This window comes from Streptococcus sp. HMSC062H02, from assembly GCF_001813005.1.
Classification (GTDB): domain Bacteria; phylum Bacillota; class Bacilli; order Lactobacillales; family Streptococcaceae; genus Streptococcus; species Streptococcus oralis_S.
On record NZ_KV811101.1, the window covers coordinates 1 to 23,032 of the forward strand.

A 23,032-nucleotide genomic window follows, 5' to 3' on the forward strand; every position below is an offset into this window, starting at 1 on the left:
ACCTACTTTTTTACCTTTGTCAAGGACTTTTTTCCTCTTTACCGAAATTCTGAAAAGATTAGGGAAAAGAGCCAGTTAAACTGACTCCTTCTATTTATCTTGCCAATTAGTCGCACGTTCTTCTCCCCACAAGTAAGGGATTAATTCAGCAACCTTAATTGTTTTTCTTGTTTCGTAGTTCATCATGAACTCTGCTTCTTTATTTTTAGCATTCAATTCTAAGAGAAATTCTCTGCAAGCGCCACAGGGCATACCTGATCCTTCGCCGTAGGGAGGTTTGTCTCGAAAGGCGAGGATTTTCTTAACTTTGGTCTGTCCTGAAAATTGATATATATTGAAGAGAGCCGCTCGTTCTGCACAGAGATGAAAAACGCCACAAGTGCCCTCCATACAAAATCCTGTGAAGATCTGACCATCTTCTGCTTCTACCGCAGCAACAACATGGTTAGCATAAACAAAGTCAGAAACTTCATGGGGATTGAATAAGGTTCGTGCTTCTTCATACATCTTTTCCCATGTATCCATCGGAAGTCCTTTTTATTTGGAGATCTCTTTCAGCATATTATCGATATGCTGAATTGACTTTTCACGTCCGAGTAAGAAAATGGTGTCTGGTAATTCTGGTCCATGCATTTCACCTGATACAGCAATACGAATCGGCATGAAGAGGTTTTTCCCTTTAATACCTGTTTCTTTTTGGACTGCTTTGATTTGTGGGAAGATGTTTTCTGTCACAAATTCCTCATCTGTCATCGCTTCTAGTTTCGCTTTGAAGGCTTCTAGAACAACCGGAACGGTTTCTCCTGCCATGACCTCACGCTCAGCGTCTGTCAACTCTGGGAAATCTGAGAAGAAAAGATCTGTCAATGGAACGATTTCATCCACTGACTTCATTTGTGGTTTGTATAGTTCCACCATTTTTTCAGACTTGTCAGTCAAACGCCCTGCTTCTTCTAAGTAAGGTTTAGCCATTTCAAAGATAGTAGCAAGTTCTGCTTTCTTGATGTAGTCGTTGCTCATCCAGTCTAGTTTCTTCTGATCAAATGCAGCTGGTGACTTGCTGAGACGATTTTCATCAAAGAGTTTAATCAATTCCTCACGAGAGAAAATTTCATCTTCGCCACCTGGATTCCAACCAAGAAGGGCGATAAAGTTAAAGACTGCTTCTGGCAAATAGCCTTTTTTACGGTAGTCTTCTATAAACTGAAGGGTATTGGTGTCACGTTTAGACAATTTTTTACCCGTTTCAGAGTTGATGATCAAAGTCATGTGACCAAACTCTGGTGCTTCCCAACCAAGCGCTTCATAGACCATGAGTTGTTTTGGAGTATTAGCAATATGGTCATCACCGCGGATAACGTGAGAGATTTGCATATCGTGGTCATCGATCACAACGGCAAAATTGTATGTTGGGTAACCATCTTTCTTTTGGATAACCCAGTCACCACCGATGTTGCCACCTTCAAACTCGATATCACCTTTGACCATATCATGCCATTTGTAGATACCAGACTCGTTAACAGCCAAACGAACAGTTGGGATGATACCAGCTGCTTCACGTTCTGCGACGTAAGCTGCTTTTTCTTCTTCGCTCATGCCAAGATATTCATTGATGTAACGTGGTGTTTCGCCAGCTGCTTCTTGGCGTTCGCGCTCAGCTGCCAACTCTTCTTCTGTAACGTAAGATTTGTAGGCTTTTCCTTCGGCTAGCAATTGGTCGATGTATTTTTGATAGAGTTCCAAACGCTCTGATTGGCGATAGTTTTCATGAGTTTCTGGACTTTCATCCCAGTCAATCCCCAACCAGCGAAGATTTTCAAGCTGTGAACGTTCCCCATCTTCGACATGGCGTTTACGGTCAGTATCTTCGATACGAATGATAAAAGTTCCACCATGATGGCGTGCGTAAAGGTAGTTAAACAATGCTGTACGGGCATTTCCGATGTGTAGTAGTCCTGTTGGACTTGGTGCGTAGCGTACGCGGATATCTTTTGACATAGTTTCTCCTATAAAGTCTCTAGGCGTCTGCCTTTTTGCTTTCTATATTATATCACAAGTCTCGCCTGAGTCCAATGTCTACGAATAAAGAGAGTAAAAAAGAGTGGACAAGCCACTCTTTTCTTTTATTATAGACGTGCGTTAAGCTCTTTGCTCAATTCTTCAAATCCTGGTTTTCCAAGAAGGGCAAACATGTTGCGTTTGTAAGCTTCAACACCTGGTTGGTCAAATGGGTTGATGGCATTCAAGTAACCTGAAAGGGCGATAGCCAATTCGAAGAAGTAGATAGTGTATCCAAGAGTGAAGGCATCTTGCTCAGGAAGAGTTACGTACATGTTTGGTACGTCACCGTCAGTGTGGGCAAGAAGAACACCGTCAGTTGCTTTTTTGTTAACGAAGTCAACGTCTTTTCCCTGAAGGTAACCAAGTCCATCAAGATCTTCTTCCAAAGTAGGGATAATCACGTTCTTACGTGGTTTGTCAACACGGACAACTGTTTCAAACATGATACGAGTTCCTTCTTGGATAAATTGACCCAATGAGTGTAGGTCTGTTGAGAAATTAGCTGAAGTTGGGTAAATCCCTTTTTGGTCTTTTCCTTCTGTTCAGGCACCCCTTGTGGATGCATCTGCTGGAAATTCCCTTGCACTGACTGGCTAGTTTGATTGACTTGCCAATCAACCACTGCGTCATCTATTTTTTCTAATTTAGACCCAGAAGCCTGGACTTTTGGTCCAGGCTCTGAATCAATTTTTTAGACTTTTATTTTTCTAAATTGCTTGATTTGAAATTTTATTATGGTTAAGCAGTTTCAAAAATCTGAATGGTAGAATCTTTATCAATTACTACCGCTTGATCTGCTACAACATGGAGTGTACCAGGAAGGCTCCCCTCTTTTGAACCATCAAAAGAAATCGTGATATGTCCCAGTCCAGTTAAATTTTTTTCTACTACATTTCCTACGGAACTAATCGAATATTCCTGATTATCTACCACCAGCTTGCCACCTTCTAGTATTGAACCTAGCAGATTTTTGTTATCAATCTTAAAACAATACTCTGATAAATCTTCTGGTGCTTCTTCTCCAAATAAAATGAGCATATTGGCATCTTGAATCATATTCTGAGCTTCAGACCCTACTTGAATTACTTTAGTTTCAAAAATTTTCTTCATCTGATTTCTATTCATACTTTCTCTAATTTGTCATAAACTTAGGCTTATAGATAAGTTTAACATAATAGTTCTCTGTTTTCAGGCATCTATCAAAGGTCTACTGATAAAGACCAATACTAGCTATCCAAGCAACTAGCACCCGCGGAACACCATTGAGAAAGCGTGAATAAAGTACCGAAGGGACACCAACCTCAACTGTTTCAGCCTTGGCTTCAGATAGGCCGAGTGCTACAGGAATGAAATCACAACCGTTTTGAGTGTTGATAGCAAATAAAGCTGGCAGAGCCATTTGGGGCGGAATAGTCCCTTTTCCGATTTCGACTCCAATTAAAGTTCCAATAATCTGACTAATAACAGCTCCGGGACCTAACAAAGGAGATAGGAATGGTAAGGAACAGATAAAGCCAATTAAAACGAGTCCCCAGATGTTCCCCGCTAGGGGAACCATTAATTTTGCCAGCCAATTTCCAACACCAGATCCTTGAATAACCCCAATCAGCAAGGAAACAAAGGCCATGAAAGGAATTATTGTATTGAGCATTGTTTGGATGGCTTCACGAGCAGCCTGGTTGAAAGTTGCAACGACCTTACCAGCCCCCATCCCAATTCGTGCTACAATACTTGTTTCAGCTTTTTGCTCTGTAATTTTTTTACTAGTATCGTAAGTTGGCTTTTCAGTTACCACAGTTGTCGCTTTTTCGTCTTCATTAGCAGCAGAAATTTGATTAAGGCCAACTGCTGACACATAGATTTCCTCGGTTATATATTGAGCTAGAGGCCCACTTTTCCCTGTAGCAACAATATTTATTGTAGGGATTCCCTTTTTAGGATAAATACCACAGCGAAGAGTACCGCCACAATCCACGATTGCTAAAGCAATTTCCTCATCTGGGATAGAAGTTTTAAACCCATTAACAGCTTCCATACCGGTCAAATCAGCAATTTTATCTACAATATCTGGCTTTTCTCCGCCGCCAGTAATATAGATGAATTTATGCTTAGCTTCACTAGGTGTAATGACCAAAGGTCCTCCGAAACCGCCATTTCCTTTAACAACTTTTATACTCTTATATGACATAATTTCACTCTTTCTATAAATCAAATGTTTTACTCAAGGTAACACCTTGCTGTTTTGCTACATAAGCAGTTGTAAAATCGGTTACCCAACCACCTACAAAGTTCATGACAAGCCCAACAAGCATGTAACGAATGGCTAAGTCCATTTGACTTAAACCTAAAGTTTGAATTCCTGTCGCAATTCCCATCCATACAAATAATTCCCCAGGATTGATATGTGGAAATACACCATTTGAAGTATGGCAAAACTGCATCTGAGCTGCTACAAAACTAGGTTTATAATATTCTGGTAAGAAACGTCCCATACTGATTGCCATCGGATTTCCCAGCATAAAAGCTGAAATGAAAGGTAAAATCATATACCGGCTAACAGGATTTTTGGCAGAAATCTTAGCCAAGGAATTGACCTTCTCTTCTCCCAAGAAAGCGATAAGGGTATTCATTGCAATCAATAGCATCAAGACAAGAGGTACAATATTTGTCATCCAGCTAATAAAGGTTTCTCCACCTAATTGGAAGAGTTTCATAAAACTCTCTGCAAATTTTGTAATGTGATTCATAAGGAACTCCTTTTCTTATTTTTTTTAAATAACTGTTTAATAGATAATTGTAAGTAATTCGCATAAAAGCCGAATCCCAGAAAAGAATCAGATGAACTTGTCTCTTTCTCAATACCTGCCTCATGCCAAAGATAGACTTTTCTAGCATCTTCTATGGCTGATTGCATCAACTTATTTTCTTTTCTCACAAGAGGATTATACTTGTCAAAATAATGGATGTCTTCTCCAACATAATCGTCCATATTTTGAAAACGCGCTAAGATTGTGACTCCTTGCATTTTGCTAGCTTTAAGAACCCGACCGTTTTCATCAACCGCGAACATGACAATCGTACCGGATTTTATTCTTCCGGACTTTCTGCCAATCGCTACGCGCCCCAGTTTTCGGAGCATCGTATAGGTCTTATTGAAGTCTTTGAGTTGCTGCCAGCCGAGGAACATTTGAAATATATAAGCTGCCATGACAAATACAGCGAAAATTATTAGCGAATTCATTAAAATACTCCTTTGCTCTTAGAAAATGATAGAAACTCTGTCTCTGTTTCTACAGCCCTCAATGCTTCTTTTAGAGAAGGCTCTCCTGCAATTCGAAAAATGTCGTCATACAATTCCAGCAATTCACTTTCCATTTTTCTTTCAATTTCTGAGGGTATGGCGACTAGAAAGATAAATTCAATCCATTCATCTCCTTTTTGATAAGGCTCTTCTAGTTTTCCAAACATTAAAATAGTCTTTGCATAACCCTGGTTAATTGTATGGGGGAAGGCAATTCCTCCACCAAAAATGGTTGATTGCTTTTTCTCCCTATCAATTATCCGATTTCTAAAACCTTCATCAATCATCTGAAGTTTCTCTAACTCTGAAATCATATTTAGCAAGTATTGCTGATAGGTTTTTTGGGGGCTCAACCGAAGAAAACGTAAGCTGACTGTTTCTAGATTTTTTTGATGAAAAGCATTGGCCCTCTGCCATTCTTCCTGCAGCCATTGATCATCAAAAAGATGATTAACTTGAATGACTGGAGATTTAGAATCTTTATATTTTAGAGGAACTGTCGTAAAAATCGCGAAATAGTCCTGATTTAAATCCACATTAAAATCCTCTTCAGAATACTGAGTAATGTCTACATCATTTCCAAGGACTCGTCTGAGTTGCTGAATAATCATCGCAGCAGTTCCTCTTCCTGTTGTGCAAACTACAGCTATCTGCTTGCGATAACCCTTAACAGCAGAATTTTGCTTTCTTAAAATCATTTCAAAATACAAAGCCAGATATCCGATTTCAGATAATTCCATTTCAGAACCAAAAATTGCAGATAGTTCTTCTCCAGCTATTTTTGCCATTTCAAAAGCAAAAGGATATTGAGTTTGAACCTCGCCATGAAATATATCATTAGCTTGCACATGGAAAATCAGTCGATTGATTAAGGGGCCTAGATGAGATTTGATTTCTTCAAATAATTCTTCATCATCAAAGTGAACCAACATTGTTTCTTTGACTTTCTTGACAATCCCTTGAAAAATATTTGCAAGCTGTTCAGATTGATAAGATGTCTTGCTTAAAGTGTCAATAAAACGGACATTAAACGGAAAACACAAAAAGTCTATCTCAAACTGACTGAGAGAAATCTTATAAGTCATCTCAATATGATAGATTAATTTCTCAGCTAAAGGTGTCTCTGTTAAATCATTCCTATAGTAAGGAATAGGACAATTCAACACTCTAGATGTATGAATACGCTCCACCATAATTGAAATGGTCTTTCGAAGGAGTTCCTGTGTTTCTTTAGGGATTTTATAGTCCTGGACTAGCGTCTCCAGAAAAGAAGATGTTGCCTCAGTGAGTGTCCTTCCTTCAAAGTAAGGAGCCACTTGGTGAATATAGAGCAAGCGCAAATTCAGCTCGCTCCCCAAGACCTCCAGCCCACGGTTGGGCTTTCCTGAAATAGTGATAGAGTAACTCTCTGCCAAAGATTTTACTTGTTTTAAATCCTTATTAAGGGTACTTCTACTAACACCTACTTCCTCAGCCAAGTCGTCAATAAGAAGAGGGGAGGTTGACTCAATTAAACGTTTTAGCAAATAGGCAATTCTTTTACTGGAAGAATTGAAGTCACTCTCCTGTTTTAAACTACCAGATAAAATCCTTTCCAACTCTGTATAGTCATACACTTCTAACATTAACTGATCATCTTGTGCGATAATCTGGATATTAGGAGCCAAAACATCATTTAATTGTTGGATACTCTTTTGCAAGGTTTGCAAGCTAATATCCAGTTCTGAGCGCATATCTACCAAGGAATAAGTTGGCTGTGAGACCATTTTTTCTAAAATGTTATACCATCGATTTACTAAGGTCAACTCTCTTCCTCACCTTCATTTTTTTAACCGCGAGTTTTCCCTCCAGCAATATTTGTAGTGACTCCAGTTATATAGCTAGAACGATCTGAAATATAGAATGCTACAAGATCAGCTACTTCCCGTAGTTTACCACTTCGTCCCAAAGGAGTTGTTGAAGTTGAAGCATAACCAGCTCGAATATCTTCTACCGTCTTTCCACGGGTATAAGCAAGAGCTTCCTCATAAGAAAGAGTTCGAAGCCCCGTAGCTTCCATAATTCCTGGAGCAATTCCAACCACACGTACACCATGCTTACCCAGCTCTTTCGCCCATGAACGAGTGTAACTATAGACTGCTGCTTTTGTTGCAGCATAGGCACTTTGTCCTTCAGAACCTTCCAAACCTGCTTCTGAAGCCATGTTCACAATTACACCTTTTCTATTTTTCACTAAAATACGTCCTACTGCCTGACTAACCAAATACAAACCTTTTTGATTAATCATTGTTACTTTTTCAAACGTTTCATCGTCTAACTCGTAAGGACCTTTAGGATTTTCTGCATCAATTAATAATCTGGGAACATTAATCCCTGCATTATTGACTACCGCATCAATATTGCCAAATCTTTCAACTATTTTGGCAACACCCTCTTCTACTTCAGAGCGAGAAGTTACATCAACTTTTACAAATAATAGATTCGGGTGACGCAAATCGTTGTCGCTAAGATCAAAATTCGCTACATTGACTCCTAATTCCAGCAATTCTTCAACGATTGCCTTACCGATCCCAGATGACGCGCCAGTCACAAGAACTGTTTTGCCTTTTATGTTTAACCAATCATTCATTTTGATACCTCTCAAATTTTATTTACAAGGCAATTATACAGCGCTTTCATAAAAGAATTAAGACACTCTTTTTTACACTTTTAAAAAAAATAATAAACTAATTAAGAGGCTTGTACTAAAAATCCACAAGAAATGAACTTGTGGATCTTTTTATATTCTAAATGAACTCAAAGCATATGAGAATCAAAGGCGTGCATTCAACTCAGCACCCAGCTCTTCAAAGCCTGGTTTCCCAAGAAGAGCAAACATGTTTTTCTTATAAGCTTCAACTCCAGGCTGGTCAAATGGATTGATACCATTCAGGTAGCCAGAAAGAGCAATAGCCAACTCAAAGAAGTAAATAGTGTAGCCCAAAGTGAACTCATCTTGCTCAGGCAGTGTCACAAACATATTTGGAACTCCACCATCAGTGTGTGCTAACAGCACTCCATCTGTAGCTTTTTTATTGACAAAGTCAACATCTTTTCCTTGCAAGTAGCCAAGACCGTCCAAGTCTTCTGCCAATTCAGGAATCAGCACATTTTTGCGAGGTTTATCTACACGGATAACTGTTTCAAAGAGGATACGGGTACCTTCCTGGATAAATTGTCCCAGAGAGTGCAAGTCTGTTGAGAAGTTAGCTGAAGTTGGATAAATCCCTTTTTGGTCTTTCCCTTCTGACTCACCAGCCAGTTGCTTCCACCACTCAGAGAAGTATTGCAGAGATGGTTCATAGTTAGCTAGAACTTCTGTCAGATAACCTTTACGGTACAAGATATTGCGTACAACTGCATATTGATATGCTTCATTTTCAGCCAACTTATCAGAAGCATAAGCCTTGCGAGCAGCATTTGCTCCTTCCATTAACTTGCTGATATCAGCTCCTGCAGCTGCGATTGGCAAGAGCCCCACTGCTGTCAATACTGTAAAACGACCACCTACACTATCAGGCACTACAAAAGTATCCCAGCCATTAGCATCTGCTTCAACCTTAACTGCACCTTTAGCGCGGTCTGTAGTTGCGTAGATACGTTGGTTAGCTTCTTCTTGACCGTACTTCTTAACCAAGAGTTCTTTGAAGACACGGAAAGCAATAGCCGGTTCAGTTGTTGTACCTGATTTAGAAATCACGTTTACTGAGAAATCTTTGTCTGATACATAGTCTACCAAATCAGCCAAATAGCTTGAAGAGATAGAGTTTCCAGCATAGAGGATCTGAGGTGCCTTGCGTTCTTCCTTTCTTTGCAAGTTTACAAATGAATTATTCAAGAAATCAATAGCTGCACGAGCTCCTAAATAGGAACCACCAATACCGATTACGATCAATACCTCACTATCAGATTGGATTTTAGCAGCAGCCTTTTGAATACGAGCAAATTCATCTTTGTCATATTCTTCAGGTAAGTTCAACCAGCCAGTCATTTCTGCCCCAGGACCTGTACCATTTCGCAGAGCAGAATCTGCTGCAGTCACTTGAGGCTGCATATAATCTAGTTCATGTGGTGCAACAAATTTATCTAATACTTTTGAATAATCAAATTTAATATGTGACATAATATTCCTCCAAAATTTCTTCTCTTCTATCATAACCCTTACCTTAGATTTTTTCAAGTTTTTATACTGAATTTTTCCAAATTTTATCATAATTTAAACATTTGCGTAAAAAATGTTACAATATTAAAATTTGAACGAAATAAGACAAAAAAACGACTAGGTTTCCAGTCGTTATAATTCATTCAATAAATACTCAAATAATTCTAAGTTGCCATCTTCTTCATTGACCAAAAATTCTGGATGCCACTGGAGACCAATAATACGGTGCTCATCAATAGATTCGATTGCTTCAACAGTTTGATCACGTGGATCCACAGCCGTCACGCGGAAATTGGGTGCCAAGTCTTTAATACTCTGACGATGTACTGAGTTAACCTGACTTTCTTTACCAAATAATTTAGACACTACACTGCCATCCACTGTCTCAATAGAATGTGAAGTCCCAAAAGGTAGACCTTGCCAATGACCTTCAATATCCTGATTGAGTGTCCCACCAAAAGCAACGTTGACAAGCTGAACGCCACGGCAAATGGCTAAGATTGGTTTGTTCTGACGCAAGGCTTCTTGTAGAAGAGCTAGCTCAAACTCGTCGCGAGCTAGGTTATAGTCGTCGCTATCAATTGTTTTTTCCTCACCATAAAACTGAGGATGAACATTTTGTCCCCCAGTCAAGATGAGCTTATCAATCATTTCTACATAGTCATGGACAAGTGTCTCATCACCAACCGGAATGACCAAAGGAAGTCCGCCAACCTGACGAATACTTTCAGCAAATTTACAGGATACAGATGAGTGGATGTTTTTTCCTTCTGCGTCTACAGGACATAGGTTTGCCGCTACTCCAACAACTGTTCTTACCATTACTGACTTCCTTTCGTTCTCCATTGATAATCTTATCTTATCACCCTTACCCACTCCTGTCTAATATGTATTTTTTAAGTCCGTGATAAAATTTTTTTATCAGAAAAAGTTGCCCAAAATTAGGACAACTTTTTTGCTTATTCAAAGACAAATTGATTATGGTACAGTTCGGAGTAAAAGCCTCCAAGCTTGAGTAATTCGTGATGATTTCCTTGTTCGATAACCTCACCATCCTTAAGGACAATAATCTGATCGGCATTGAGAATAGTTTTCAAGCGATGGGCAATCACAAAGCTCGTTCTTCCTGCCACAATTGCCTCCATAGCATTTTGAATCTTGCTCTCTGTTACAGTATCCACGTTTGATGTTGCCTCATCCAAGATTAAGACCTGGGGATCCGTCATTAAGGTTCGAGCGATGGAAATCAACTGCTTCTGACCGGTTGAGAAGACGCTCTGGTCATCATTAATCAGAGTATCGTACTTATCTGGTAGACTTTCGATATATTCATGGATATGCGTAGCCTTAGCAGCTGCTTCTACCATCTCCTGACTAGCATCTGGCACACCGAAGCGGATATTATCCCGAATCGTTCCACTAAACAAGACCGAATCCTGCAAGACAATCCCGACCTTGCTCCGCAGGCTGTCCAAGTCGTAGTCACGAATGTCTTTGCCATCAAAAGAAATGCTACCTGCATCCACATCGTAGAAACGATTGATGAGGTTCATGATGGTTGTTTTCCCCGAACCAGTCGGGCCTACAACTGCTATCATCTGCCCCTTAGGAGCTGAAATGCTAACATCTTTTAAAATCGGCTTGTCTGGCACATAAGAGAAATCAATGTGACTGATTTCAACACCTTCTCGCAATTCCGTAAAGGCAGGCGCATTTTGCGGACGAATCTCTTCTTCTGCATCGAACATTTCTTGGATACGATCCGCCCCAGTAAAGGCCAACTGGAGGCTCCCCCAACTCGCAGCCACCTGGATAATCGGCTGGTAGTACTGCTGAGAAAATTGGGTAAACATGACGATCAAACCTAGGGCTGTCGTTGTTTCGATACTTGGATCGTTCAGCAAGACCGCAGAACCTGCAAAAATAACGATGGCCGTATTGACCAAGCTCATCCCATTCATAACAGGAAAGAGGATGCCTGAGAACATTCTCCCTTTAAAGGTTGCCTTGCGCACGCGCTCATTTTGCTCCACAAAGCCTGCTACGATGTCGTCTTGAATTCCTTGTACGATAACAGCTTTCTGTCCAGAAATACTCTCGTCCATGTAGGCGTTTAGTTTCCCAACCTCTTTTTGCTGGAGATTAGTGTACTTGCGGGCCATTTTCACGATGAAGACCAACATGAGAAAGGCCACTGGAGTACTGGCTACTGTTATCAGGGCTAGCGTCACATTTCTTGAAAACATGACAAAAATCAAACCGATGTAAAGAGCAATATTGCTCATGACCTGAACTAGGCTTTCATTGAAGGCTTGAAGGATGTTATCCAAGTCACTCGTAAAGCGAGAGAGGATGTCACCATCCTGATGGCGGTCAAAGAAAGAAACCGTTAAACGAGAAAGTTTGCCAAAGAGGCCCTTACGCATCTCATTTGTTGACTCAGCAATCACACGGGTCATCAAGGTCATGTAAATCAAACTGGATACCACTAAGGCGAGGACAACCAGAGCTAGATTCAGCATCAGAGCTGATAAACTCTGCCAGGCTAGTTCGGAAGTTCCATTTTGATAAGCCAGAACTAGGTTAGCGAGTTCCGTCACTGCTTGACCTGAAAAAACTGGAAAGAGGGCTTGGGCAATCGTCGCAACTGCAACCATCAGAACCACAATGACAAAGGAGAACTTGTAAACTTTAAAATAATTCCAGAAAAATCGAACAGTTTTCATTTTATTCCTCCTTTCCCTTTTGTGTTTCGTAGATTTCGCGGTAGACGGCATTGTTAGCTACCAAGTCTGCATGCCTTCCTTCTCCAATCAAGCGTCCTTGGTCCAAGACCAAAATCTTGTCCGCATGGACGACTGAACTGATCTTTTGAGCGATGATAATGGTTGTTGTCCCTTTCAGGTCTTTGTTTAAAGCTTCCTGCACGAGTCTCTCTGACTTGGCATCCAAGGCCGAAGTCGAATCGTCAAAAATCAGGATACGGGGATTGCTGACAATCCCACGGGCAATGGACATCCGTTGTTTTTGTCCACCAGAAAAATTGGTGCCTCGTTCTTCGACCTGACTCTCAAATTTGTTTTCCATGCGTCCGATAAATTCGCTGGCTTGGGCAATCCGTGCTGCACGTTCCATTTCTGACACGCTGGCATTGCCTTTCCCTTGACGAAGATTATCTGCAATGGTCCCGCTAAAGAGAATAGCACGTTGCAAGACGATGGAAACTGTTTTACGCAAGGTTCCCTCGCTGACGTCTCGAATATCCTTGCCACCAATCTTGATAGATCCCTCCTGTGGATCAAAAAGTCGTGGAATTAACTGAGCTAGAGTGGACTTCCCTGCTCCAGTCGCCCCAACCACACCGACCATCTGACCAGGCGCAATTTCAAAGGTTACATTCTTCAGCATAGGCTCATCATCATTGGGATAGGTGAAGGTTACATTTTCAAAAGAGAGACTTCCTTCTAACTCTTCATCTGGGAGATCTTTAAAGGTCATCGCTGGCTCGGTATCTAGAATTTCGCGGATACGACGCAAGGAAATCATGGCACGACTGACAGAATTCCCTAAAAATCCAACCATGATGATGGTAAAGATAATCTGGCTGAGATAGTTGATAAAGGAAGCAATCGAGCCCACTACAGACGGATCTGACTGAGCCATTCCAGCCACCAACCAGATAGAGAGGAAGACCGCTCCATAGCCGACTAGCATCATAACGGGTTCTATAACTGAGAAGGCATAACCGATATAAAGATTTTGGCCGAGAAGTTCATCAGAAACATCGGTAAATTTGTCAAATTGTGCTTTTTCTTGTACAAAGGATTTGACCACGCGCACACCACGTAAATTTTCTTTGGCGATAGCATTAATCCGTTCAAGAAGGGTTTGAAACTTAGCAAATCGTGGCCCCATCATCCCCATCATGATAGCAGTTAGTGCAAAGATCAAGAGCACCATGAGAACAATCACCCACCAAAGTGATGGAAGAGTGTGAACCGCCAAAATAAAGGAACCGATAAAGAGAAGAGGGAGACGGAAAAGAATTTGAAAAGCCATCATCACCACGTTCTGAATTTGGTTGATATCATTGGTCATACGGACGACAAGGTTACCCGCATTGAATTGCTCGATATTAGCATAAGAAAAAGTCTGGATCTTGCGAAAAGCGTCTTCACGAAGGTCCGAAGACACTCCTTGGGCAATATAGGCTGCAAGTGTCACATTGACCCCTCCTGCCACCAGACCGACTAGGGCTACTCCTATCAGCCATGCACCAATACTATAAATAGCCTCATGTTGACCGGCCAGCAAAGCCTCTAACACCTCTTGCAAATAGCGCGGTTGCAAGAGCGAACTCGCAACCATCAAGCCTGTCATCATTAAGGATGCCAAGGCCTGCCATTTATAGGTTTTTATTTTTTTAATGAGCATATTTCCTCCTAATAAAATAGATAAAGGGAGCGACATCCTGCGTCAGCTCCTTCTCATTCGTTCATATTGATGCTATTCTAGCAAAAAAGAGGCATCTTGTCAAAGAAGTCTCCTTATTATAAATTAGTGCGCTTTCATCTACAGGTGATGCATGAAAAGGCTTTTTATGGTAAAATGAAAGGAAGAACTCTTACAAGGAGGAAAAGATGAAGAAACAAACCATCGCTGTCTTGGGTCCTGGTTCTTGGGGAACTGCCCTTTCGCAGGTCCTAAACGACAATGGACACGAGGTTCGAATTTGGGGAAATATTTCTGACCAAATTGATGAAATCAATAACCAACATACAAACAAACGCTACTTCAAAGATATCCTACTCGACGAAAAAATCAAAGCCTATCATGACTTGGAAGAAACACTAAAGGATGTGGATGCTGTTTTATTTGTGGTCCCAACAAAAGTAACGAGACTGGTTGCCCAACAAGTAGCAAAGGTGCTTGATCACAAGGTTGTCATCATGCATGCCTCCAAAGGATTGGAACCAGATAGCCACAAACGTCTATCAACTATTCTTGAAGAGGAAATTCCAGTCGATCTCCGTAGTGAAGTCGTCGTTGTTTCAGGACCTAGCCATGCTGAGGAAACTATTGTGCGGGATATTACTTTGATCACTGCAGCCTCTAAAGACCTTGAAACGGCCCAGTACGTCCAAAATCTCTTTAGCAATCACTACTTCCGTCTCTATACTAATACGGATGTTATCGGAGTTGAAACCGCTGGTGCTCTCAAAAACATTATCGCAGTTGGCGCTGGAGCACTACATGGTCTAGGATTTGGCGACAATGCCAAGGCGGCTATCATTGCCCGTGGCTTGGCTGAAATCACCCGTCTAGGGGTCGCTCTGGGAGCTAATCCTCTGACTTATAGCGGTCTTTCTGGAGTTGGAGATTTGATTGTAACGGGGACATCTGTCCACTCTCGTAACTGGAGGGCAGGTGATGCTCTCGGTCGTGGAGAATCCCTCGCAGACATCGAAGCTAATATGGGCATGGTCATCGAAGGAATCTCAACAACTCGAGCAGCTTACGAACTAGCTCAGGAATTGGGTGTCTACATGCCAATCACACAGGCTATTTACCGAGTGATCTACGAAGGTGTCAATATCAAAGAAGCAATCACTGACATCATGAGCAATGAATTTAAAGCAGAAAACGAATGGTCATAGACCCTTATAGAAAGGAACATCATGAAACAAAAAGTCAGAAAAGCAGTCATCCCTGCCGCTGGATTGGGAACTCGTTTCCTCCCAGCAACTAAGGCCTTGGCCAAGGAAATGTTGCCAATCGTAGACAAGCCCACTATCCAGTTTATCGTTGAAGAAGCTCTCAAATCTGGTATCGAAGATATCTTGGTTGTTACGGGTAAGTCAAAACGTTCCATCGAGGACCACTTCGACTCAAACTTCGAATTGGAATACAACCTCAAAGAAAAAGGGAAAACAGATCTTCTGAAGCTAGTTGATGAAACAACTGGCATGCGCCTGCATTTTATCCGTCAAACACATCCACGTGGTCTCGGAGATGCTGTCTTGCAAGCCAAAGCTTTCGTCGGAAATGAACCTTTTGTCGTTATGCTTGGTGATGACTTGATGGATATCACGAACGAAAAGGCTGTTCCACTTACCAAACAACTCATGGATGACTACGAGCGTACCCACGCGTCTACTATCGCTGTTATGCCAGTCCCTCACGACGAAGTCTCTGCTTACGGGGTTATTGCTCCACAAGGCGAAGGAAAAGACGGCCTTTATAGCGTTGAAACCTTCGTTGAAAAACCTGCGCCAGAGGATGCTCCTAGCGACCTTGCTATCATCGGACGCTACCTCCTCACTCCTGAAATTTTCCAAATCCTCGAAAACCAAGCTCCAGGTGCAGGAAATGAAATTCAGCTGACAGATGCAATCGATACCCTCAATAAAACACAACGTGTGTTTGCTCGTGAGTTCAAGGGGGCTCGTTACGATGTCGGGGACAAGTTTGGCTTTATGAAAACATCCATCGACTACGCTCTCAAACACCCACAAGTTAAAGACGACTTGAAAGACTACCTCATCCAACTTGGGAAAGAGTTAGCTGAGGGGGAATAGAAGAAAAACAAAGCTCTTAAATAAGGGCTTTGTTTTTTTGTTGAAGCTTGCAATAAAAAAAGCCATCTTTGCAGATGACTTATTAGCAACCGAATCGGTGCTCGCTTTTAACTATTCCCCCCTACACATAGTTCATTCCCTTATAGCAAAGGAAAATGGCTAGTGCGATAAAAAGTACAGTTGCTCCGATTCGCTGGCTAGTACTGTACATCCTTCTCTCCCATTTGACTGGGAAGATGACTGCTAGAAAGGCACCGCCTACTGCACCGCCAATATGCCCTGCTAGGCTGATTCCTGGAATCAGAACACTTCCAATGATATTTATCACGAAAAGTGTCAGATAGGATTGCCCCAACTGCTGGATATAGGGGTTGCGAGTTGCGTAACGCAAGACGATAATCGCAGCAAATAGTCCGTAAAGAGAAGTGGACGCTCCTGCTGCTACAACTTTCGGCGTGAAAGCAAAAACAAAGAGATTGCCCATCATTCCTGATAAGAGATAGAGAAAGAAGAATTGCTTAGAACCGAAAATCTCCTCCACCTGTCGTCCAAGAAAGTAGAGTGAAATCATATTGACAATGAAATGTTCCCAACCGATATGTACAAATATAGCCGAAAAAAGGCGCCATATCTGCTCGGGAAACAAACGAATGATCGGTCCATACATGGCTCCAAACTGAAGTAAGGTATCTGCTCGTTCAAAATTTAAACCTGTAAGAACCAACATCAAGTGAAAGACCAATGCTGTTACTAGGAGGAAGAAGCTAGTCACAGGATAACGTTTATCAAAGATTTCCTTCATAGGTTAGCACCTCCTGTACGGGAATATCATGGTTTTCCAAGTTAAACTCCTGAACTTGACAAGGATAGATTGTACTCATTGTATGCCCAGCAAAATGCTCCAGATAGCGGTCGTAGTATCCTCCACCATATCCAATCCGATAGCCCTCAGTTGTAAAAGCCAAACCAGGAACATGAATTAAATCAATCTGAGACGGTTCCACCACTTCCAAGTCTCCTTGCGGTTCCAGTAAACCAAAGGAAGTTTTTGCCAACTGCTTCGGATCATATACCACAAATTCCATGCGCCCCTTGGGATAGGTTTTGGGTATCAGAACCTTTTTGCCGTCCTTCAGCATCCGCTTGATTAGTTCTTGCGTTTGAAATTCATGAGGGAAGGAGAGATAGGTTGCGATGACTTTAGCTTCTTGGTAAAAGGGATGTTGTAAGAAACGCTCAGTTAAAGCTCGATCCATAGCCTGTTTTTGCTCCTGAGATAAAGCCTTCATTTCGTGTAAGACTTGTTTACGTAGTTCTGCTTTCATAGATAATTCCTCTACTCTGCTGCCTTCTTTTTCAAGAAACTAGAGACCGCATCTACCCCAATGGCTAAGGCTTCTTCCTTAGGACTCATCTGAGGGTGATGAAGAGCGTAGGGACTATCGATACCTAGCCAGAACATAACACCATCTACCTTCGAAAGGAGATAACCAAAGTCCTCACCAGTCATAGCAGGCTCGATATCAATCAACTCGATTCCGTCTTTCTCTTCAAAAAAGTCCATCAGTTCACGCGCCAAGGCTGGATTGTTCTCAACAGGTAGGTAGCCTCCTTGCTTGAGTTCTACTTCGACTTCCATATCAAAGGCTGCTGCAACCCCTTCTGCGACTGTCTTGACTCTTTTTTGTACCAAGAGGCTCATGTCCTGAGTCAAGGCGCGAATGGTTCCATGTAAAAATGCTGTGTCTGTAATGACATTGTTGGTTGTTCCAGCTTGGAAAAGGCCAAAGGTCACCACCGCTCCCTCGATTGGATTGACATTGCGGCTAACAACTGACTGTACCTGTGTCACAAAGTAACTAGCAGCCACCAAGGCGTCATTGGCTTCATGCGGAAAAGCTGCATGTCCTCCTTTTCCTTTGAAACGAATCTTCACCTCACAGGTCCCTGCAAAGAGAGTGTGTGTATTGGTCGCAATCTGTCCAACCTTTAGATCTGGACGAACATGAAGGCCATAAAATTGGTCTGGCAGCCAGTCCCCAAAAGCACCATCCTCATACATGAGCATGCCACCAGCTTCATTTTCTTCAGCAGGCTGAAATAGGAAGAGCAGATTATTCTTGGGTTGCTCCTCAAGAGCACGCTCGAGACAGCCTAAGGCAATAGTCATATGAAAATCATGGCCACAAGCATGCATGCGACCTTGGTGCTGAGAAGCGAAAGGTAGACCTGTTTGTTCGACGATAGGCAGGCCATCAATATCTGTTCGCCAACCAATGGTTCGTTCCGGCTGACTTCCCTGCAGGTAGACCAAAATCCCTGTTCGCCAAGTACGAATTTGAACAAAATCCTTGCCCGTAGTCAATTTCTCAATCACATCCAGCAAATAAGCCTGAGTCTTGAATTCCTCCAAGCCAATCTCTGGAATCTGGTGTAAATCTCGTCTAGTCTGAATCAAATCTAACATCTATCGATCCTCCTTTTGATAGAAGAAAGAGGCTGGAAAAAGGGTTCCGCCTCTTTTTTACTTTTACAATTACAAGGTACGAAGCGCATCCTCAAGCGCTGTTTTTTGTTGGGTTTGGGCATCAATTTCTTTGATGATACGAGCCGGAACACCTGCTACCACCACGTTTTCTGGGACATCTTGGGTAACGATAGCTCCTGCAGCGACAACTGAACCACTGCCAATTTGCACCCCTTCGATAACAACTGCATTAGCACCGATAAGAACATTGTCTCCGACACGGACTGGTTCAGCACTAGCCGGCTCAATCACACCCGCCAAAACTGCACCTGCACCAACGTGGCTGTTTTTTCCAACGATGGCACGACCACCAAGGATAGCACCCATGTCAATCATGGTTCCAGCACCGATTTCAGCACCAATATTGATAACAGCTCCCATCATGATAACAGCATTGGCACCAATTTCAACCTGGTCACGTATAATAGCACCTGGCTCGATACGAGCGTTGATAGCACGTTTATCTAACAAAGGAACTGCAGAATTACGAGCATCTTGCTCGACAACATAATCTTGATTTTCTACCAAACCTTCGAGAAGCGGAGCGACGTCCTTCCAGTCTCCGAATAAAACATTTCCTAGTTTGACAACTGAGCTTGGTACAGCAGTTGCGAGTTGTCCTTCAAAGGTTACTTTGACACTGGTTTTCTTTTCTGCATTAGCGATAAATTGGATAATTTCTTGAGCGTTCATTTTTGTAGCAGTCATAGGTGCCTCCTGGTTCGTTATAATGATACCTATTCTACCAAAAAAGGCTTCAAATTTGAAGCCTCAACTATCAAATAATCATCTTTACTGGGCTTGTTTTGCTTCTTCTACAGATAAGAAAATCATCGGGACGATAATCAACACCATAGCTAAGGCCAAAAAACCATCCATGACCAATCCCAGAAAAAGAACACTTAATAAAGCTGAAGAGAGCGGTTCGCTAGCACTCACAACCGATACAACCAGCGGGGAAACGAGTGACACAGCCTTCATAGATAGGAAGAAAGCAAAAGCAGTTCCAAACACGGCAATCGTCAGACAAATCAGCACACTTACCAGATCCACTTGAAAACTTATCCGATAAATAGGGTAAAGGAAATTACTAAAGATCCCTGCCAGAATCATCCCCCAACCAACAGTCGGAACAAATCCGTAGCGCCGTGCAAAACGCTGGGGTAGGATAACATTAAACATGACCCCTACTGCACTAAGCAAACCGGTCACTAGAGCCAAAGGTGTCATGGACAACTGGGACAAGTCCCCTTTTGTGGCCATCAAAAAAACACCTAGCATGGCAATCAAAACATAGAGAATCGCTGTAATCGAAGCCTTCTTCTGGTAGACAATGCGATTGTAAAACAAAATAAAAACGGGGCTGATAAATTGCAAAATGGTCGCCGTCGTCGCATTGGAATACTCAACGCAGAGATAGAAGAAAAACTGCACAGAAAAAATACCTAGAATAGCATAGGCTAAAAAAGGTAGATAATTTTTCTTATTACGCCAGATATCCAATAATCGAGTGCGCAACTGAAAGGCCGATAAGCCTAAAACCAAACTCCCCGCTACCAGTAAACGCATAGAAGTAATCCATCCAGAAGACACTGGATAATGAGTGAAAAAATACTCTCCTAAAATCCCACAGATCCCCCAGATTAGGCCTGAGAGTAGCGAGTATAGTGTTCCCTTAACAATCTTTTTCTGATAATGATTCATACTCCTATTGTAACACGAAACCAACCAAGAAAAAAGTAGCAACAAGGGGAAATTACTAACCTTGCTGCTACTCTATCTTAGCGATTAAACAGACGTGAACGTCCTGAAGAGCCACTCTGAGTATTTCCACTCGAACTTGTTGTTCCCGAACCGCTACTTGAGCTTGGAGAAGTTACTGCAGGAATACTTCCTAGAATATTCTTCCAAGCATTCTGATAATCTGCATCGCTTCCTCCAATAGCAAAGCGATAGGTGGTCACTGGGGCACCTTCTTTAGTAGCCCAGTAGCTCGTTACTGTTGATCCAGAAACTTCTATTTCTTTCCCATTGATGGAAACCTTGCCCGGTTTTTGCCCTGTAGATCGGAGAACTTGTGACTTGGTCACACTTGGATCCAGATTAAAGCGCTCATTCCCCCATATTCCAGGTTCAGCTTGTTGGATAGCATTGACCAAGTGGGCCATATAGTTGGCATTACGGTAGTGGCCTGCTCCTTTGGCTAGTGGTCGGTTGTCATCGTGACCTAACCAGCCACCCAAAGTCAAGCGAGGTGTAGAAAGCATGAGCCACATATTTTCATCTTCATTGGTCGTACCAGTTTTTCCGATCCAGTCAGCACGAGCTAGGGATGGATTGATAGTCGTCAAATCCGTCTGGAAACTTGAAGTAATCCGAGATGAAATAACATCGCGAAGCAAACTTTGCATGATGGTTGCTGTCGCTTTTGAATAAACTTGGACAGGCTCATCCTTGTGCTCGTATACCAGTCGGCCATCCGTTGACTCGATCTTAGCGATCATATGTTTCTTATGGTAAACTCCATTGTTAGCCAGAGTTTGATACCCGTTGGTATGCTGGGCAACTGTAACGTCAATCCCCCCACCCATCGGTAAACTTTCAATGCCATATTCTGGGATTTCATAACCCATTTTTTCCATATAGCCCTTGACATCAACACCCTTCTCTCGAAGCGTACGATACGTCCAGTAGGCTGGGATATTCCATGAGTAGTTAAGGGCTTCTCCCAATGTCATCATGCCCGTACCAGGACTATTGACATACATGATGGGATTCCCGTTTGAGAAGTTGGTAGGATAGTTTGACAAGATACTTGCACTTCCCATCAGACCTTGATCAATGGCAATACTGTAAGCCAATATCGGCTTAGTAGTCGAAGCAGGAGAACGCTTGGTATCAATAGCGTGATTGTTCTGATTTTCTTGATAATTACGGCCACCAACAAATCCAAGGATAGCTCCCGTTTGGTTGTCCATGAGGACATTCCCCACCTCAGGCTGGCCTGTCGAATCATCTAGCAGATAGCCGTAGGTCGCAACCGCATTTTGCATCGCAGCATGAACATTTTTATTGATAGTTGTCGTAATCTTATATCCACCATTTTCAATTTCCTTAGTGGCTAAATCACGATAGGATTTCTGAATGGACTCATTCTTTAATTCTTGCGCAGAAACATTATCTCGTTGGACGAGGTAGTCATACATACGATCAGTTGCTTCTGCCAAGGTTGCATAGTAGAGATAGTCACGCGAAGTACCACTAACACTACCTGATGGTAGGAAGTCTTTCTTAAAGTCATAATCTTTGTACTTATCGTAGTCTTCCTGACTTAGAGCCCCTGTTCGGTACATATTGTAGAGGACATCCTTGGCACGCTTAATTCCCAAAGCCATGTCCTCATCACTCTTCATGCTACCATCAGATTCATAAGGAGAATAACTGATTGGACTCTGTGGCAATCCTGCGATAAAGGCAGCTTGAGGGACCGTTAAATCCGAAGCATTGACACCAAAGATTCCTTCTGCAGCCTGCTGGGCACCTGCAATATTTTGGCCTTTATGATTGCGACCAAAAGGAGCTATGTTAAGGTAGGTTGTCAAAATCTCATCCTTACCCATGGCCCTTTCTAAAGCAAGAGCATCAATAATCTCTTTAGCCTTACGAGCTAGAGTTGGAGCATCCCCCACTACTTGTTGCTTGATGACCTGCTGGGTCAAGGTCGAACCACCACTAGACGAGCCTAGACCGACAAAGGTTCCCAAGGTCGCACGAATAACGGCCTTAGGCACAACTCCCTTGTGCTCATTGAAATGCTCGTCCTCTGTCGCAACAATGGCTTTCTTAAGGTTATCTGAGATAGCATCTGAAGCGACTGAAGTGCGCAACAAATCACCCTCGATCGAGGCAATGGTACTGCCGTCAGAATAAGTGATTTCTGAGATAGAGGCAATATCCTTCACTTGCTTGACCAACTCTTCTGCTTGAGGCACCTGAGCCTTGTCAAATAGAGCGACTCCATAACCCATAGCTACACCAGCGCCAAACAGTCCACCGATAAAACCTAAGATAAAGAGAGTGTTAAAGACTATTTTAAACCCACTCAAAACCTTAGCAAAATTAGATCCTGCCCTTCCAACTTTGTCAGAAGAGGTCCCCTTTTTACCGGTTTTCTTATTAGCCAGTTTTTCTGCTAGTCTTTTCTTCCATTTTTCAATTCGTTGCATTAGCTGCTGGAAAAAATGCAGCATTTTTGTTTTTAATTCATTAATTCTTTCTTTCATGAATGTCCTCGCTTTCTCTATTATACCATAAAAGGGAAACTTTCAATAAAATAGCCACTTTCTTCCCTATTCCACTAGGCT

20 protein-coding genes and 1 pseudogene are annotated in these 23,032 nt (G+C 42.1%); 2 read left to right on the plus strand and 19 right to left on the minus strand.

Going from position 1 to position 23,032, the window contains the following annotated elements:
* Positions 1 to 90 precede the first annotated feature (90 nt).
* The 13 genes and pseudogenes from HMPREF2885_RS02970 to HMPREF2885_RS03030 form a co-directional block, all read right to left on the minus strand.
* Positions 91 to 525: a cytidine deaminase family protein gene (locus tag HMPREF2885_RS02970; protein ID WP_049519151.1), complete on the minus strand. Its 435-nt coding sequence runs from the start codon at positions 523 to 525 to the stop codon at positions 91 to 93.
* Positions 526 to 537: 12 nt separating this feature from the next.
* Positions 538 to 1,998 carry a glutamate--tRNA ligase gene (gltX, locus tag HMPREF2885_RS02975; RefSeq protein ID WP_070657014.1) on the minus strand — a complete coding sequence of 487 codons (1,461 nt, stop codon included), beginning with the start codon at positions 1,996 to 1,998 and terminating at the stop codon, positions 538 to 540.
* Between the two features lie 128 nt (positions 1,999 to 2,126).
* A pseudogene (gene pgi / locus HMPREF2885_RS02980) lies at positions 2,127 to 2,603 on the minus strand (glucose-6-phosphate isomerase); the annotation flags it as partial.
* Between the two features lie 196 nt (positions 2,604 to 2,799).
* Positions 2,800 to 3,171 carry a PTS glucitol/sorbitol transporter subunit IIA gene (locus HMPREF2885_RS02985; protein WP_033585537.1) on the minus strand — a complete coding sequence of 124 codons (372 nt, stop codon included), beginning with the start codon at positions 3,169 to 3,171 and terminating at the stop codon, positions 2,800 to 2,802.
* Positions 3,172 to 3,268: 97 nt separating this feature from the next.
* A complete protein-coding gene (locus tag HMPREF2885_RS02990; RefSeq protein ID WP_000120696.1) occupies positions 3,269 to 4,249 on the minus strand; it encodes a PTS glucitol/sorbitol transporter subunit IIB in 981 nt (326 codons plus the stop codon).
* A 13-nt stretch (positions 4,250 to 4,262) separates the two neighbouring features.
* Complete coding sequence (locus HMPREF2885_RS02995; protein ID WP_049490108.1) at positions 4,263 to 4,808, minus strand: PTS glucitol/sorbitol transporter subunit IIC; 546 nt, start codon at positions 4,806 to 4,808, stop codon at positions 4,263 to 4,265.
* Positions 4,805 to 5,302 (minus strand): transcriptional regulator GutM, encoded by a 498-nt coding sequence (locus HMPREF2885_RS03000; protein WP_002893984.1) that lies wholly within the window; start codon positions 5,300 to 5,302, stop codon positions 4,805 to 4,807. Before HMPREF2885_RS03000 ends, HMPREF2885_RS02995 begins: the two co-directional genes overlap by 4 nt.
* Positions 5,302 to 7,128: a BglG family transcription antiterminator gene (locus HMPREF2885_RS03005; protein WP_080976170.1), complete on the minus strand. Its 1,827-nt coding sequence runs from the start codon at positions 7,126 to 7,128 to the stop codon at positions 5,302 to 5,304. Before HMPREF2885_RS03005 ends, HMPREF2885_RS03000 begins: the two co-directional genes overlap by 1 nt.
* 62 nt (positions 7,129 to 7,190) lie before the next feature.
* Positions 7,191 to 7,991, minus strand: coding sequence for an SDR family oxidoreductase (locus tag HMPREF2885_RS03010; RefSeq protein WP_001000838.1), 801 nt, complete (start codon positions 7,989 to 7,991; stop codon positions 7,191 to 7,193).
* Positions 7,992 to 8,174: 183 nt separating this feature from the next.
* On the minus strand, positions 8,175 to 9,524 hold the full coding sequence (locus HMPREF2885_RS03015; protein WP_000018239.1) for a glucose-6-phosphate isomerase: 1,350 nt from the start codon (positions 9,522 to 9,524) through the stop codon (positions 8,175 to 8,177).
* Positions 9,525 to 9,695: 171 nt separating this feature from the next.
* Positions 9,696 to 10,385, minus strand: coding sequence for a gamma-glutamyl-gamma-aminobutyrate hydrolase family protein (locus HMPREF2885_RS03020; protein WP_049529724.1), 690 nt, complete (start codon positions 10,383 to 10,385; stop codon positions 9,696 to 9,698).
* Positions 10,386 to 10,522: 137 nt separating this feature from the next.
* Positions 10,523 to 12,289: an ABC transporter ATP-binding protein gene (locus tag HMPREF2885_RS03025; protein WP_070657015.1), complete on the minus strand. Its 1,767-nt coding sequence runs from the start codon at positions 12,287 to 12,289 to the stop codon at positions 10,523 to 10,525.
* A 1-nt stretch (position 12,290) separates the two neighbouring features.
* Positions 12,291 to 13,997 (minus strand): ABC transporter ATP-binding protein, encoded by a 1,707-nt coding sequence (locus HMPREF2885_RS03030; protein ID WP_070657016.1) that lies wholly within the window; start codon positions 13,995 to 13,997, stop codon positions 12,291 to 12,293.
* A gap of 206 nt (positions 13,998 to 14,203) precedes the next feature.
* Between HMPREF2885_RS03030 and HMPREF2885_RS03035 the strand changes: the two genes are divergently transcribed.
* The gene (locus HMPREF2885_RS03035; RefSeq protein WP_033585444.1) at positions 14,204 to 15,220 is read left to right on the plus strand and encodes an NAD(P)H-dependent glycerol-3-phosphate dehydrogenase; all 1,017 of its coding nucleotides are present in this window, start codon (positions 14,204 to 14,206) and stop codon (positions 15,218 to 15,220) included.
* 21 nt (positions 15,221 to 15,241) lie between these two features.
* Positions 15,242 to 16,141: a UTP--glucose-1-phosphate uridylyltransferase GalU gene (galU, locus tag HMPREF2885_RS03040; protein ID WP_000811028.1), complete on the plus strand. Its 900-nt coding sequence runs from the start codon at positions 15,242 to 15,244 to the stop codon at positions 16,139 to 16,141.
* Positions 16,142 to 16,262: 121 nt separating this feature from the next.
* On the opposite strand, the gene HMPREF2885_RS03045 is transcribed toward galU, so the two are convergent.
* The 6 genes from HMPREF2885_RS03045 to pbp1b all read right to left on the minus strand — a co-directional run bounded on the left by HMPREF2885_RS03045 (position 16,263) and on the right by pbp1b (position 22,951).
* On the minus strand, positions 16,263 to 16,943 hold the full coding sequence (locus tag HMPREF2885_RS03045; RefSeq protein ID WP_070657017.1) for a rhomboid family intramembrane serine protease: 681 nt from the start codon (positions 16,941 to 16,943) through the stop codon (positions 16,263 to 16,265).
* The gene (locus HMPREF2885_RS03050) at positions 16,927 to 17,466 is read right to left on the minus strand and encodes a 5-formyltetrahydrofolate cyclo-ligase (protein WP_033585442.1); all 540 of its coding nucleotides are present in this window, start codon (positions 17,464 to 17,466) and stop codon (positions 16,927 to 16,929) included. The genes HMPREF2885_RS03045 and HMPREF2885_RS03050 overlap by 17 nt, the downstream gene beginning before the upstream one ends.
* Before the next feature lie 11 nt (positions 17,467 to 17,477).
* Positions 17,478 to 18,608: an N-acetyldiaminopimelate deacetylase gene (locus HMPREF2885_RS03055; RefSeq protein ID WP_070657018.1), complete on the minus strand. Its 1,131-nt coding sequence runs from the start codon at positions 18,606 to 18,608 to the stop codon at positions 17,478 to 17,480.
* A gap of 69 nt (positions 18,609 to 18,677) precedes the next feature.
* Complete coding sequence (gene dapD / locus HMPREF2885_RS03060; RefSeq protein ID WP_000127464.1) at positions 18,678 to 19,376, minus strand: 2,3,4,5-tetrahydropyridine-2,6-dicarboxylate N-acetyltransferase; 699 nt, start codon at positions 19,374 to 19,376, stop codon at positions 18,678 to 18,680.
* Positions 19,377 to 19,460: 84 nt separating this feature from the next.
* On the minus strand, positions 19,461 to 20,372 hold the full coding sequence (locus tag HMPREF2885_RS03065) for a DMT family transporter (protein WP_070657019.1): 912 nt from the start codon (positions 20,370 to 20,372) through the stop codon (positions 19,461 to 19,463).
* 77 nt (positions 20,373 to 20,449) lie between these two features.
* Complete coding sequence (gene pbp1b / locus HMPREF2885_RS03070; protein ID WP_070657020.1) at positions 20,450 to 22,951, minus strand: penicillin-binding protein PBP1B; 2,502 nt, start codon at positions 22,949 to 22,951, stop codon at positions 20,450 to 20,452.
* Between the last annotated feature and the right edge of the window lie 81 nt (positions 22,952 to 23,032).

Coding starts and splice junctions, on each gene's coding strand:
- HMPREF2885_RS03030 (WP_070657016.1), bottom strand. CDS start 13,997: ATGCTCATTAAAAAAATAAAAACCTATAAATGGCAGGCCTTGGCATCC.
- dapD (WP_000127464.1), bottom strand. CDS start 19,376: ATGACTGCTACAAAAATGAACGCTCAAGAAATTATCCAATTTATCGCT.
- galU (WP_000811028.1), top strand. CDS start 15,242: ATGAAACAAAAAGTCAGAAAAGCAGTCATCCCTGCCGCTGGATTGGGA.
- HMPREF2885_RS03020 (WP_049529724.1), bottom strand. CDS start 10,385: ATGGTAAGAACAGTTGTTGGAGTAGCGGCAAACCTATGTCCTGTAGAC.
- HMPREF2885_RS03025 (WP_070657015.1), bottom strand. CDS start 12,289: ATGAAAACTGTTCGATTTTTCTGGAATTATTTTAAAGTTTACAAGTTC.
- HMPREF2885_RS03035 (WP_033585444.1), top strand. CDS start 14,204: ATGAAGAAACAAACCATCGCTGTCTTGGGTCCTGGTTCTTGGGGAACT.
- HMPREF2885_RS03000 (WP_002893984.1), bottom strand. CDS start 5,302: ATGAATTCGCTAATAATTTTCGCTGTATTTGTCATGGCAGCTTATATA.
- HMPREF2885_RS02995 (WP_049490108.1), bottom strand. CDS start 4,808: ATGAATCACATTACAAAATTTGCAGAGAGTTTTATGAAACTCTTCCAA.
- gltX (WP_070657014.1), bottom strand. CDS start 1,998: ATGTCAAAAGATATCCGCGTACGCTACGCACCAAGTCCAACAGGACTA.
- HMPREF2885_RS02985 (WP_033585537.1), bottom strand. CDS start 3,171: ATGAAGAAAATTTTTGAAACTAAAGTAATTCAAGTAGGGTCTGAAGCT.
- HMPREF2885_RS03015 (WP_000018239.1), bottom strand. CDS start 9,524: ATGTCACATATTAAATTTGATTATTCAAAAGTATTAGATAAATTTGTT.
- HMPREF2885_RS02990 (WP_000120696.1), bottom strand. CDS start 4,249: ATGTCATATAAGAGTATAAAAGTTGTTAAAGGAAATGGCGGTTTCGGA.
- HMPREF2885_RS03010 (WP_001000838.1), bottom strand. CDS start 7,991: ATGAATGATTGGTTAAACATAAAAGGCAAAACAGTTCTTGTGACTGGC.
- pbp1b (WP_070657020.1), bottom strand. CDS start 22,951: ATGAAAGAAAGAATTAATGAATTAAAAACAAAAATGCTGCATTTTTTC.
- HMPREF2885_RS02970 (WP_049519151.1), bottom strand. CDS start 525: ATGGATACATGGGAAAAGATGTATGAAGAAGCACGAACCTTATTCAAT.
- HMPREF2885_RS03065 (WP_070657019.1), bottom strand. CDS start 20,372: ATGAATCATTATCAGAAAAAGATTGTTAAGGGAACACTATACTCGCTA.
- HMPREF2885_RS03055 (WP_070657018.1), bottom strand. CDS start 18,608: ATGTTAGATTTGATTCAGACTAGACGAGATTTACACCAGATTCCAGAG.
- HMPREF2885_RS03045 (WP_070657017.1), bottom strand. CDS start 16,943: ATGAAGGAAATCTTTGATAAACGTTATCCTGTGACTAGCTTCTTCCTC.
- HMPREF2885_RS03005 (WP_080976170.1), bottom strand. CDS start 7,128: ATGGTCTCACAGCCAACTTATTCCTTGGTAGATATGCGCTCAGAACTG.
- HMPREF2885_RS03050 (WP_033585442.1), bottom strand. CDS start 17,466: ATGAAAGCAGAACTACGTAAACAAGTCTTACACGAAATGAAGGCTTTA.